General features: G+C 64.5%; 12 protein-coding genes. 9 read left to right on the forward strand and 3 right to left on the reverse strand.

Going from position 1 to position 12099, the window contains the following annotated elements:
* Positions 1–10: 10 nt before the first annotated feature.
* The 3 genes from ACSC1P_RS07680 to truA are packed head-to-tail and all read left to right on the forward strand — an operon-like array spanning position 11 to position 1933.
* Positions 11–439: a hypothetical protein gene (locus ACSC1P_RS07680; RefSeq protein ID WP_435359552.1), complete on the forward strand. Its 429-nt coding sequence runs from the start codon at positions 11–13 to the stop codon at positions 437–439.
* Complete coding sequence (locus ACSC1P_RS07685; RefSeq protein ID WP_435359553.1) at positions 432–1037, forward strand: DUF7965 family protein; 606 nt, start codon at positions 432–434, stop codon at positions 1035–1037. The genes ACSC1P_RS07680 and ACSC1P_RS07685 overlap by 8 nt, the downstream gene beginning before the upstream one ends.
* Before the next feature lie 44 nt (positions 1038–1081).
* On the forward strand, positions 1082–1933 hold the full coding sequence (gene truA / locus ACSC1P_RS07690; RefSeq protein ID WP_435359554.1) for a tRNA pseudouridine(38-40) synthase TruA: 852 nt from the start codon (positions 1082–1084) through the stop codon (positions 1931–1933).
* A 162-nt stretch (positions 1934–2095) separates the two neighbouring features.
* Here the strand turns inward: truA and ACSC1P_RS07695 are convergent, their stop codons facing one another.
* Together ACSC1P_RS07695 and ACSC1P_RS07700 are read right to left on the reverse strand one after the other, a co-directional pair.
* Positions 2096–3112 (reverse strand): spondin domain-containing protein, encoded by a 1017-nt coding sequence (locus tag ACSC1P_RS07695; protein WP_435359555.1) that lies wholly within the window; start codon positions 3110–3112, stop codon positions 2096–2098.
* A 251-nt stretch (positions 3113–3363) separates the two neighbouring features.
* Positions 3364–4686: a M28 family peptidase gene (locus ACSC1P_RS07700; RefSeq protein WP_435359556.1), complete on the reverse strand. Its 1323-nt coding sequence runs from the start codon at positions 4684–4686 to the stop codon at positions 3364–3366.
* A 250-nt stretch (positions 4687–4936) separates the two neighbouring features.
* Between ACSC1P_RS07700 and ACSC1P_RS07705 the strand changes: the two genes are divergently transcribed.
* The 6 genes from ACSC1P_RS07705 to ACSC1P_RS07730 all read left to right on the forward strand — a co-directional run bounded on the left by ACSC1P_RS07705 (position 4937) and on the right by ACSC1P_RS07730 (position 11626).
* Complete coding sequence (locus tag ACSC1P_RS07705; protein WP_435359557.1) at positions 4937–5116, forward strand: hypothetical protein; 180 nt, start codon at positions 4937–4939, stop codon at positions 5114–5116.
* Between the two features lie 157 nt (positions 5117–5273).
* Positions 5274–7067 (forward strand): oligoendopeptidase F, encoded by a 1794-nt coding sequence (pepF, locus tag ACSC1P_RS07710; RefSeq protein ID WP_435359558.1) that lies wholly within the window; start codon positions 5274–5276, stop codon positions 7065–7067.
* Between the two features lie 147 nt (positions 7068–7214).
* Entirely contained in the window at positions 7215–8351 is a 1137-nt protein-coding gene (locus tag ACSC1P_RS07715) for an outer membrane protein assembly factor BamB family protein (RefSeq protein WP_435359559.1), read from the forward strand.
* A gap of 138 nt (positions 8352–8489) precedes the next feature.
* Positions 8490–9626 (forward strand): outer membrane protein assembly factor BamB family protein, encoded by a 1137-nt coding sequence (locus ACSC1P_RS07720; protein ID WP_435359560.1) that lies wholly within the window; start codon positions 8490–8492, stop codon positions 9624–9626.
* A 201-nt stretch (positions 9627–9827) separates the two neighbouring features.
* Positions 9828–11072 (forward strand): proteasome-activating nucleotidase Pan2, encoded by a 1245-nt coding sequence (pan2, locus tag ACSC1P_RS07725; protein ID WP_435359561.1) that lies wholly within the window; start codon positions 9828–9830, stop codon positions 11070–11072.
* An 80-nt stretch (positions 11073–11152) separates the two neighbouring features.
* Positions 11153–11626: a pyruvoyl-dependent arginine decarboxylase gene (locus ACSC1P_RS07730; protein WP_435359562.1), complete on the forward strand. Its 474-nt coding sequence runs from the start codon at positions 11153–11155 to the stop codon at positions 11624–11626.
* A 48-nt stretch (positions 11627–11674) separates the two neighbouring features.
* Here ACSC1P_RS07730 and ACSC1P_RS07735 read toward each other — a convergent pair whose 3' ends face one another.
* The gene (locus ACSC1P_RS07735; RefSeq protein ID WP_435359563.1) at positions 11675–12010 is read right to left on the reverse strand and encodes a putative quinol monooxygenase; all 336 of its coding nucleotides are present in this window, start codon (positions 12008–12010) and stop codon (positions 11675–11677) included.
* Between the last annotated feature and the right edge of the window lie 89 nt (positions 12011–12099).

Below are 12099 nucleotides of genomic sequence, written 5' to 3' on the forward strand. Positions count from 1 at the left end.
AATCTCTGGTATGGCTCTCCTCGTTCGATTGCTGCACGTGCTGGCAGCCGCGCTCCTCAGCGGCGGCGCGGCCGTCGTCTGGCTCCAATTTCGCACGGCGACGGGCGAGTCGGAGGGCCACCTCCTCTCAGCAGCAACCGGTTACGAGTGGCTGTTCTGGGGCGCGCTCGGGCTGGTCGCCATGACCGGCGTGGGCAATCTCGGGTCGCTCGCCCCTGGTGTCCCGCTTCCAGATACTCGCTGGGGCACCGTCCTCGCCGGCAAGTTCGTCCTCTTGCTCGCGTTCGTCCTGTTGTCCGTCGTGCGGTCGCTCGTGGTGATTCGCGCCCGGAGCGTCGACAGCGCCGATGCCACGCACACTCTCCAGACGGCGTACGGCGTGACGACGCTCTCGTTGCTCGCGCTGCTTTCGCTCGGCGAGGTGCTGGCGCATGGCTGAAGACCACACTGTGGCCGAATCGTCGGCAGGCTGGCCCCGACCGACGCTGCTCTCATGGTGCTTCGGGACGTTCCACGCAGTCACGCTGACCGTCGTCGGGGTGCTGAGTCTCCACCTCGGTGGGTCGGTCGGTGACCTACTACAGGGATTGAGTACAGCCGTCGGCTTCGCCGCGTTCCTGTTCCTCTGGGGACTCTCGATGTGGACGGCGACAGCGGTTCTCCAGCGAGTCACGCTGTTCGGGCCGACCCGGTCGACGAAGTCTGCGATTCTCACCGCGAGCGCGGTGTGGGGCGGAGTGACGGGAGCCTCCTTCCTCGCTGGTGTGGTTCTCACAATCGCCGTGAACTCCGCGGGGGCACTGCCGACCCTCGGGTTGCTCTTGATTCTCGCGTTCGTCTTCGCGCTCGCCTTCCTCGTCGGTGCGCTCGTCGGCATCGTCTTTGGCCTGCTCGACCTCGGTTTGCTGGCACTCGCACGGTGGCTGGTTCCGGCTGCCGAACGAGAACTGGACGAGGCGAACGCAGTGGTCGAACCCGCGGACTCGGCGGCCACCGACGACCAGCCGACGACCGACGACCCAACGACGACCGATTGAGCCGAACGCGGCAGCTACAAACCGTTTCGTCCTGAAATCGACACATGCGCGCCTTCCGGGTCGCCTACGACGGTCGACCGTTCCACGGCTTCCAGCGCCAGCCAGCGGTGGCGACGGTCGAGGAGACGCTGTTCGATGCGCTCCGGAAGCTCGACGTACTCGCCGAGGAGGCTGCCAAACCGCCCGGATACGCGGCTGCTGGGCGGACCGACGCGGGCGTCTCCGCCGTCGCCCAGACCGTCGCGTTCGAGTGCCCGGACTGGCTCACGCCGCGGGCGTTCGACTCGCAGCTACCGGCACACGTCAGAGCGTGGGCCAGCGCCGACGTGCCGGCCGACTTTCACGCGACCTACGACGCCGAGAGTCGGGCGTACGAGTACCACCTGTTCGCGCCGGGAGCCGACCCCGAACTCGCCCGGGCAGCGACGGCGAAACTGGCAGGCGAACACGACTTCGCCAACCTCACCGCCGTTTCGAGGAACGCAGAATTCGACACAGTCCGGACGCTGGAGACGGCGACGGTCGAAGTCGACGGCGAGTTCCTCGTGTTCTCGCTCCGCGCCGACGGGTTCCTCTGGGAACTGGTCCGGCGCATCGGGTCGCTCGTGCGGGCGGTGGCGACCGGGCAGGCACCACTGTCGAAGGTCGAGCGCGTCCTCGACCCGGAACCGCTTCCGGGACACGAGGGCGTGCCGGCGGCACCGCCGGAGGGGCTGGTACTGGTCGATGCGCACTACCAGGGAATCACGTTCGAGCCGGACGACCAGGGCATCGAGAGCGTTCGTGAAGTGTTCGGCGAGAAACGGGCGACCGCGGCGACGACGGCGCGGATGGCTCGGTGCGTCCGCTCACGGGTCGAAGCTGTCGGTGGAAAACACGACGAAACCGACGTGTAGAGCCGGTCGTCATCGCACCCGAGCGGTGAGCCGGGTGCGGGAGTGACAGACGGAGTTGTGGAACGACCGGCTCAGAACGGTCGACTCACGGATAGATTCTGGTGACAGTCGAAGACAGTCGCGCTCGCTGCGCGACCCGTCTCAGTCAGTTCTCAGTCGCGTTCAGTAGGGGAACGCTCGGCGAGGCCTGTAGCCCGTCTGCTTCGTACCGCTCGGGCAGGCAGTGGTAGTGCACGGGTCGGCCTCTTGCTCCTGGCATGGGTCGGCACACGGGTCGACATCCTCAGCGCACGGGTCAGCGCACGGGTCGACCTCGGGGCACGACTGGCACGGGCTTGCGACCTCTTCGGGGCAGCACGGGTCGACCATCGTGACGGTCATCAGGCCGACGGGACCTCTCCAGCCGTGGGCCGTCGTATCGAGGTCAGCGTAGCCACCGATGCCAGGGTGGTTGTCGATGAAGCCCTCACCGACGAGGGCGTCTGCAGACGACGCCTGCAGGTCGGACTGCGGGATGTCCGCGAGGAGGAACGCCTCCTCGACGAGGTCAGCACCGATTTCGGTGTTGCACTCGCAGCCGACGTCGTAGGGTTCGATGAGCGCGGTGCACGTCTGCCCACACTGAGCCGGGAGGCTCATCGAGTCGACACCGGCGAACCCGTCGTTCGTGGCGAGCATCATGCTCGCCATCGAGAGGACCGCACGTGGTTCGATGGTCTCGATGGTGAACGTCGTCTTGCTCGACAGTCCGGTCTGGAGCGGGTCACAGTCGGCGACGAGTGCGTCGTCGTCCAAGTGGAGACTGAAGACGCTCCCATTGCAGTCGATCTCCTTCTGGAGCATGTCCCTCATCGGCCCGAGGTCTGCGTCCTTCGCGAGCGAGACGAGTTCGGGGTACGGTGACCCGCCGACCTCGAAGAGTCGCGCACGGGGATCGTGAATGGCCACCATCGGCGGCGTCCAGGGCTGCCCCTCGGTCAGGTTCCGAATCGTCACGTCGTACTTGAACGTCTCCGGCTCAGCACACGTCCCACACGGGTCCGCGAGTGGCCCAGCATAGCGGCCGCCGTACCCACCACGTGCCGCCGCAGTCCCGGTGCCCCCCACGAGGGCGAGGCCCCCCGCACCGAGTGTCGTAAGAACAGTACGCCGGTTGACAGTAGTCTTCGTTTTTCTCATTGTAGCTATTGCTCTGGTGCCGCGAAACGACACCATCGCCGCGCGCACCCCCCTGCGCGCTCGGGCAAATCGCGTTTCGCACCGTAGCTACGTCGTGGTTAGTAGGTAAGCATATCTTAACTTAATTGGATGATTAATGCAAATCAGTTAGGAGTTAACGAATAAAATCTTTGAGAGTAAAACTAGTAACGGCATGACGTGTCGGTCAGTTGGTTCCTCACCACTCGTTTCGTAACGAAGTCGAAACCGACCTACTGCGGCCACACGCCGGCCGCTCGCATTCCGGGTTCGAAATCCTGCTCGACGAGGGCGTCGAGGAGGTCGCTTCGGTCCAGCCGACTGAGGTTTCTACGTTCCAGCATACGTACAAGTAAGGCGGTGAGCATCGCGTGGCTTCGTAACGTTCGGGAATCCGCCTTATCTCTCGTGTCCGCCCGCGTGTGTGTTACACCTCTCCCACGCTCGGCACTTTTCGAGTGGAGTTGGAGGGCCGGCACGCCCTCGCGGAGGAACGGCCAGTGGTCGCTCCACGGATGCGGGTCGGGTTCGACGTGGACCGGATGGCCGGTCTCGTCGGCGAGTGCGTCGGCGACTTCTGTGACACCCTCATGTGTGTGGGTGTACGCGAGCAGGTCGCGGTGCCGCCCTGCGCCGTCGACGTTGATCACTGCCCGAATCCGGTCGGTGTCGAGCGTTTCTGCGAGGGCTTCACTCCCGAGCAGACCGACCTCTTCACCGCCGACGCCGGCGATTCTGACCCGACAGTCGTGGTCCAGTTCGGCCAGTGCGCTGGCGACCCCGCAGACGACGGCGATGCCACAGCCGTTGTCGAACGCACCTTCGCCCACGTCGTGTGCGTCGAAGTGTGCGAGGACGAGAATCTCGTCGTCGGTGTCCGGGCCGACGGTGCCGTGGACGACGTGTGTCTCGCCGTCGTCGGTCGTCGCGTCGACTGCCAGTCGGACTTCACCGTCGCGTTCGGCGTACTCGCGGAGCCACTCACCCGTCTCGTAGGAGACGCCGACGCCCGGAATCGCGCCCTCTTCGTCGAAGCGGAGCGACCCGGTCGGTGGCAACTGTCCGGGTTTGTGGTTGGCGAAGACGAACGCCGCGGCCCCGGCGTCGACCGCGTGTCCGTACTTCTCCATCCGGTGGACGAACCGCTGGTCGGCGGGCGTGTTCGTGCTGGCGACGACGATGGCGTCTTCGACGTCGGTCTCCGCGATTTCCTCTGGCGTGCCGTAGCCCACGTCGACCAGTCTGCCGCGATGGTCGCCCGCTGGCGAGTACGGCAGTGCGACCGCCTCGAACGACCGTTCGACCGGGTCCGTGATTTCGAAGGTGGTGTGGCCCCGTGTCCAGCGGGTGATGGGCGACGTGTCGTGCGTCACGTCGGCCAGCCCCGCCGTCTCGAAGGCATCCGCGATGCGCTCGGCTGCTCGGGCCTCTCCCGGGTGGCCCGCGAGTCGGCTCTCTATCTCACACAGGTCGGTGAGGACCTGCCACGGCGTGTCGTCGCGCCACAGATGTCCGAGTATCGCGTCGACTGCCGCCTCGTCGCCGTCGTCGTGCATGGCAGTGACTGCGCACCCCGGCGAGAAAACCTTGCGTGGCAAGCAGTGCCGATTGGACGAGCAGCCCCTGAAACAGTCCACGATTCGTGTGGGACAGTGTAACACGCCGTTTCGGGCACCGCCTCGCCCGTCGTAGCGTCGGTGAACCGACCGAAACAGCACTGTTCAGCCGTGCAACGGTCGAGCAACCGTCTGAACGACGCTCTGGGTTGATAGTGCTCGTCTCCCCAGATTCAGGTGGAGAACACAGATGTCAGTCATCAAGTCCATCACCAGCGCACTGCGCGGCGGACAGAAAGAACAGCACACGTACGAGTGTCAGGTCTGTCAGACCGTGTTCGACTCCGAAGAGGGTGCAGTCGAGAACGTCTCCTGCCCCAACTGCGACGCCGACATGGTTCGCAACGCGGACGCCGCCTGGGGCGAGTGACACACCAGCGACGACACACCCAGCTACGTGAACACGCGGAATCATCGTCCTGCTTTTCGGTCGAATCCCCTGACTGGCCCATCGACGAACAGCCCTGTCCATCGGTGCGAGGGAGCAGGTGACAAGGCTTAGGTCGTTTCGATTCGAAGCCCGCCCCATGAGTTCAGTCCCTGAACGGTCCGAGATAGACACCGAACACAAGTGGGATTTGGAGTCTATCTACGCGTCCGACGAGGAGTGGGAGGAAGCCTTCGAGACGGTGGAGGCTCGCATCGAGGACCTCGGCGAGTACGAGGGCCGGACGACCGAGGACGGCGAGACGCTGCTCGAAGTGATGGAGCTTCGTGACGAGATTATGCGCGAGGTGTCCATGGTCGCCTCCTTCGCCCGCATGCGAAAGGACGAGGACACACGCGACCAGCAGTACCAGGGCTTCACGGCCCGCTCGCAGTCCCTGATGGCCGACGCCTCCGCGACGGCGTCGTTCATCGACCCCGAGATTCAGTCGCTCACGCGCGACGAACTCGAATCGATGATCGAGTCCACCGACGGCCTCGAACAGTACGACCACTACCTCGACGACGTCATCCGCATGAAGCCGCACACGCGGTCTGCGGAGGTCGAGGAACTGCTGGCCGACCTGAGCGAGGTCACCTTCGGCGCCAGCGAGACGTACAACATGCTGTCGAACGCGGACCTGGAGTTCCCGACGGTCGAAAAGCCCGACGGCGAGGAAGTCCAGATTACGCAGAACAACTTCACGACGCTGCTCAAGAATCCGGACCGTGAATTCCGACAGACCGTCCACGAGTCGTTCTACGAGGACTGGGCAGACGTGCGCAACACGGTCGCCACGACGTTCAAGAACTCGACGAAGGCCGACGTGAAGACGGCGCAGGCCCGAAACTACGAGACGGCACGTGAGGCGTCGCTCGACGGCCCGAACGTCCCGACCGAGGTGTACGACAACCTCGTCAACACGGTCCACGACAACGTCGACAAACTCCACCGCCACACCGAACTGAAGGGCAAGGCCCTCGACGTGGACGAAGTCGAGATGTGGGACCTCTACATGCCGATGACGGAGACCGAGAGTCCCGACGTGCCGTACGACCAGGCGTGTGAGTGGGTCGTCGACTCGCTCGCCGCACTCGGCGAAGACTACCAGCAGCGCGTCGCCAACGGATTGGAGTCGCGCTGGGTCGACGTGTACGAGAACAAGGGCAAGCAGTCCGGTGCGTACTCCGGCGGCACCTACGACACTCAGCCGTTCATCCTGATGAACTGGCAGGACGATATTTCTTCGATGTTTACGTTGGCCCACGAGCTGGGCCACTCGCTCCACAGTGAGTACACCCGCGAGAAACAGCCCTACGTCTACTCCAGCTACGAAATCTTCGTGGCAGAAGTGGCGAGTACGGTCAACGAGACGCTGCTCACCCACCACCTGCTCGACACCGTCGAGGACCCGCAGTTCCGCCGCCACGTCCTCAACGAGTACCTCGAACGGTTCCGGTCGACGCTCTACCGCCAGACCATGTTCGCCGACTTCGAACACCGCACCCACACGATGGTCGAAGAGGGCAAGCCGCTCACGCCCGACGCCATCGACGAAGTGTACGGCGACCTCAAGGGTGAGTTCTACGAACCTGCGAACGTCGACGAGCACATCGCCCGCGAGTGGATGCGCATTCCGCACTTCTACTACTCGTTCTACGTCTACCAGTACGCGACAGGTATCTCCGCCGCCGTCGCCCTCTCGCAGGGTATCCTCGACGAGGACGACGACGACGCAGTCGACGACTACCTGAACTTCCTCGCTCGCGGGTCGCGCGAATACCCGCTCGAACTGTTGCAGGGAGCCGGTGTCGACATGTCGTCGCCCGAACCCATCCAGTCCGCACTGGACGTCTACGGCGAGTATCTCGACGAGATGGCCGAGTTGCTGTAGGCGCCCTTCGTTTTGGTTTTCCGTACTTTTTCACGCAGAATCGGCGCAGTATCACAGAATTAAGTTATCTAAAACCGTACGTTCTCTACCCATCCCACGAGTTTGTCGCTGGATAGCTAATATCCAGGGACCTATCGTCCCATCTGCATGTCGGAACTACCCTCCGCCGACAGACGTACCGCCCTGAAAGTTATCGCAGGCAGTGGGGCTGCAGCGCTCCTCGGCAGTCCCGTCGCCGCCGCACTCGACCCAGACGAGGTCTCGGACACCAAGTGGGAGACGCAAGTCGCGGACGATGTAGTCGGCCAGTCAGGCTGGCTCGGTCCGGTGGACGACAGAACCAACCTCGACGGAGAGTGGACGTTCCCGTACCACTTCCAGACGGACGAAGACCCGGAGACGCACATCGTCGGCTGCCTCGGCACCGACGGCGACGTCCTCTGGGAGAACTCGTACAGTGCGGTCTACGGCCACGCTGCCGACAGAGAGCACCTGTACACTGCAGACGAGACCGGTGTCTATGCCATCGACCGTCAGTCAGGTGAAACGATGTGGTCGGTCACCGGTGACACCCTGAAGACCTCGGTGAACGCGCTGGCCGTCGACGACGGCACGCTGTTCGTCGACACAGAAGGTCGCCTCTGGGCGCTCGACACAGCCACCGGCGAACCCATGTGGAACACCGGACCGCGCTGTGCGAACGAGATGGACGAAGTCGGACAGATGGCCGTGACCGACACGGCCGTCGTCACGCCGGTCCAGACGGAACTTCGCGCCTACGACCGGGCCACTGGCGAAGAACTGTGGACGTTCGACGAGGCCGAGTACGTCATGGCGCTCGATGGTCACAAAGAGACGGTGTACGTCGGCCACCGCGACTGGATAACCGCCTTCGACGCCACCACCGGTGAACAACGCTGGGAGAACAACGACGCGTACGTCGAGACGATTGCGACCAACGACTACGGCGTCGTCGTCGGCCGGACTATCGACATCGAAGGTGACCTCTACGAAGGCTTCTCCCACGATGGCACCAAGCAGTGGCGGGCCGCAGACGACTACTACGAACTCACCGCGCCAGCAGTTCAGTCCCCCGACTCCGAAACTTCCGTCGCAGGCGGCACTGAAGACGGTGTCTTACTGCACATCGACCAGGAAACTGGTGAACTGGTGAACACGTCTGCGCCGGACGAGTCGCACCCGCTGGACAGACACGTGCGCCACGGCGACAACGGCCACTACGCCACGAGCAGCGATGGCTACGTGTTCCGGTTCGTCCACTGAGACCGTCGACGGCCGCGCAGCCGTCTCGTATCGCTGACCTCTCAGCTTTCGATTACGTCTGGGTTAATCGGTCGCTCCCAGTCGGTCCCTCCGTTTTCCAACTCCATACTAACCACCCCGCAGCGTCTGTACAGTTTCATGACGCACGGTCCTCGATACGACCGGCGAACGGCCCTCCAGATGCTTGCGACCGCGGGTGGCGCGGCCTCACTCGGTGCGAGTGCGACTGCAGCCGTGGGTGCTGGGACGACCCAGCAGACGAGCCGAGACGAAACGGAGACGACCGATTGGCGCTGGCGACGCGAACTCCCCGGCCCCGACGGCGCGAACCCGACGGACGCGACGCTCGGCGGCTACCACGACGACCTCCCGGTCCTGGTCGAAAACGTCCGGATGGACGGCCAGTTAGCAGTCCTCGGTGACGATGGCGCTCCAGTGTGGACGACCACCGTCACGGACGAGACAGCCGCCGGACCGGTCGACGACGACGAGCGCGTGTACCTCGGTGACGAGTACGGTGTCACCGCGTACGACCGCGACAGCGGCGAGGTGGCGTGGACGAGCGAGGCGTTCCACTCGTCGGTGACTGGCGTGGTCCTCGGCGACACGAGTCTCTACGTCGACACCAAGCGACGCCTGTTCGCGCTCGACCCGGCGACGGGCGCGATTCAGTGGCGTGGCGGTGCACCCTGTGGTGACGCCTACTCGCCGTACCGGGACCCGGTCCTCGTCGACGGTGCCGTCGTCGCCGCGGTCGACGACGGACTGGGGGCGTTCGAGGCCGCGACTGGCGAGGTTCGCTGGTCGACCGAGGTGAAGGCGACGGCAGTCGCCAGCGGTGGCAACAACTTGTACGCGGCCGTCGAGGGGCGCGTCGTGGGGATGGACACCGACAGCGGGGCTATCTCGTGGCGTGGTGACCGCGGGGCGAGTATCGTCTCCATGGCGGCCGACGGGCTGGGCGTCGTCGCCGAGCGCTCGGTCGACATCAACGGGGACGAACTGGAGGCAGTCGGTCCCGGTGGCGACCAACAGTGGGCCGTGTTCACCGGCTACCGTGACGTATTCCAGTGTTCAGAACCCGCACTCACCGGCGGATCGGTGTTCGTCGGGACCGACTACGACGACACGGCACTGGTCGAACTCGAACGCGCGACCGGCGAGGTGCGGACGGCCTACACCGCACCCGACTCACTCATCAGTCGACCGCGGCTCACGGGCGACAGCGTGTTCGCCGCGAGCGACGAGGGAGTCGTCTACGCGTTCGACCGCTGAAGCGTGACGATCACCCCGTGACCGCCGGTGTGTGACACGGTTCTCGCCCAACGGTACCGACATCGATATTGTTCCACCCTCGACCGTGAGAACAGCACACACCCCGACGCCTGCATGCGATTTTTTGCACACTTATCAATCTTCTCGCGCACTCCGTTACCCAAAGGCTATTTTACACGCCACGCATACGACCGATAACTCATGTCCCGGAGTCCTTCGTTGCCTGACCGCCCGCGGCTCGACCTCGACCCGGAGATGTCCGAGGACGAGCGCCTCTCTGCACTCAGAGAGCATTTCGCCGACGTGGTGGAGGTACACGAGCAGCTGTCGTCGCAGCTCGACGCTGCCCACGACCGCCGCGAACAACTCAAAGAAGAAGTCGACAAAACAGAGCGCGAGAACGAGGCCCTGAAGACCTCGTCGCTGTACATCGCGACCGTCGAAGAACTCGAAGAACACGAGCAGGAAGCCGTCGTGAAACAGCACGGTAACAACCAGGAGGTCCTCACGGACGTCTCCCGGCGTCTCTCGGAAGAACTCCGCGCCGGTGACCGCGTCGCCGTCAACGATTCCTTCTCCATCCAGACCATCCTCGCCCAAGAGACCGACGCCAGAGCGCAGGCGATGGAAGTCGACGAGAGCCCCAACGTCGTCTACGAGGACATCGGTGGCATCGACGAACAGCTCCGTGAGGTCCGCGAAGCAGTCGAAGAACCACTCGTCGATCCGGAGAAGTTCGAAGCGGTCGGCATCGAGCCGCCGTCGGGCGTCCTCCTCCACGGCCCACCGGGCACCGGGAAGACGATGCTCGCGAAGGCCGTCGCCAACGAGACCGACGCGACGTTCATCAAGATGGCTGGCTCGGAACTCGTCCGCAAGTTCATCGGTGAGGGCTCGCGCCTCGTCCGCGACCTGTTCGAACTCGCCCACGAGCGCGAACCCGCCATCATCTTCATCGACGAAATCGACGCTATCGCGGCGACGCGCACGGAGTCGAAGACCTCCGGCGACGCCGAGGTCCAGCGCACGATGATGCAACTCCTCTCCGAGATGGACGGCTTCGAAGCCCGCGGTGACGTCCGCATCATCGCCGCGACCAACCGCTACGACATGCTCGACCGCGCGATTCTGCGCCCCGGTCGCTTCGACCGTCTCATCGAAGTGCCCGAGCCCAACGGCGAGGGCCGCGAGCAGATCTTCGCCATCCACACCCGCAACATGAACCTCGCAGAGGACGTGGACTTCGAGGTACTCGCCGACGAAACCACCGGCTTCTCCGGCGCGGAAATCGAGAGCGTCGCCACCGAAGCCGGCATGTTCGCCATCCGCGACGGCCGCACCGAAGTCCGCGAGACGGACTTCCACGAGGCACTCGACAAGATAGAGGCGGGCGATTCGAGCGGCGAACACGTCCCCTCGGCGGGCCACGCGGCGTATCACTACTGACCCAGGGACACACGGACTCACGGTCGGACTCCAAGGACACGAACCGCAACGCCCTTTCTTCGCCGTCGATTGCTGCCAGTATGGACCCGATTAGCGTCGTCTGGGGACACGCGACCGGCCCGACGAAGATGTCGTCGTACGACGCCGCGCTGGCGGCGGCCGGGGTCGAGAACTACAACCTCGTCGCCGTCTCCTCGGTCATCCCGCAGGGAGCCGAGGTGCAACCGGTCGGCACCGCGCCCGACCTCGGCCCGGTCGGCGAGCGCCTCACCGTCGTCGAGGCTCGCGCCACGAGTACCGAACCAGGCCACGTGAGCGCCGGCCTCGGCTGGGCACAGTCGCCCGACGGCGGCCTGTTCTACGAAGCGTCTGGTGATACGGACGAAGCAGATATCGACGAACGTGTCCGTCGCGGCCTCGCCGCTGGCCAGGAACTTCGCGACTGGGACTTCTCTGACCCGCACGTTCGCGTCGAGAGTGCGTCGGTCGACCCCGGAACGTACACGACGGCAGTGGTGCTGGCGGTGTACGGCGACAGCGACCCGTTGCTGTGAACGCTCGGACTGGAAAAGACGACTCGGACAGAACCGTCGACCGACTCACTATTCCTCTGGAACCGCCGCTTCTGCCGGGAACTCGAACTCGTCGATGGCGTCGTCGACCTCGAACTGCACGTTGTGCAACTTGCCGTCGCTGAGTGCCGGCAGTGCCTCGACGAACGCTCGGTACTCCTCGCTCTCTGTGTGGGCTTCCAGCGCCGTCTGGTCCTCGTAGCGTTCGAAGAACCGGACCGTGTTCGGGTCGGTCAGGTCGGCCATCACGCGGTACTCGATGGTCCCTGCCTCCCGCTGGCTTCGGTCCGCGAGTGCTTCGGCGAGTGAACAGAACTCGTCGCGTCGGTCGGGGTCGACGGGGACGGTCGTCAGGATGACGAACATCAGCACAATCGACGAATGGAAGGGATAAAACAGTTTGTCAGGTGCGCGATTCGTTCTCACTGACCGACGCCGACACTGGCCGGGTCAGC

Origin of the sequence: Haloarchaeobius caseinilyticus, from assembly GCF_051207395.1 — an archaeon.
Lineage (GTDB): Archaea > Halobacteriota > Halobacteria > Halobacteriales > Natrialbaceae > Haloarchaeobius.

Excerpts from the sequence above, each read along its gene's own strand:
- ACSC1P_RS07735 (WP_435359563.1), bottom strand. The coding sequence starts at position 12,010 with ATGTTCGTCATCCTGACGACCGTCCCCGTCGACCCCGACCGACGCGAC.
- ACSC1P_RS07680 (WP_435359552.1), top strand. The coding sequence starts at position 11 with ATGGCTCTCCTCGTTCGATTGCTGCACGTGCTGGCAGCCGCGCTCCTC.
- ACSC1P_RS07720 (WP_435359560.1), top strand. The coding sequence starts at position 8,490 with ATGACGCACGGTCCTCGATACGACCGGCGAACGGCCCTCCAGATGCTT.
- ACSC1P_RS07715 (WP_435359559.1), top strand. The coding sequence starts at position 7,215 with ATGTCGGAACTACCCTCCGCCGACAGACGTACCGCCCTGAAAGTTATC.
- ACSC1P_RS07685 (WP_435359553.1), top strand. The coding sequence starts at position 432 with ATGGCTGAAGACCACACTGTGGCCGAATCGTCGGCAGGCTGGCCCCGA.
- truA (WP_435359554.1), top strand. The coding sequence starts at position 1,082 with ATGCGCGCCTTCCGGGTCGCCTACGACGGTCGACCGTTCCACGGCTTC.
- pepF (WP_435359558.1), top strand. The coding sequence starts at position 5,274 with ATGAGTTCAGTCCCTGAACGGTCCGAGATAGACACCGAACACAAGTGG.
- ACSC1P_RS07705 (WP_435359557.1), top strand. The coding sequence starts at position 4,937 with ATGTCAGTCATCAAGTCCATCACCAGCGCACTGCGCGGCGGACAGAAA.
- ACSC1P_RS07695 (WP_435359555.1), bottom strand. The coding sequence starts at position 3,112 with ATGAGAAAAACGAAGACTACTGTCAACCGGCGTACTGTTCTTACGACA.
- ACSC1P_RS07730 (WP_435359562.1), top strand. The coding sequence starts at position 11,153 with ATGGACCCGATTAGCGTCGTCTGGGGACACGCGACCGGCCCGACGAAG.
- ACSC1P_RS07700 (WP_435359556.1), bottom strand. The coding sequence starts at position 4,686 with ATGCACGACGACGGCGACGAGGCGGCAGTCGACGCGATACTCGGACAT.
- pan2 (WP_435359561.1), top strand. The coding sequence starts at position 9,828 with ATGTCCCGGAGTCCTTCGTTGCCTGACCGCCCGCGGCTCGACCTCGAC.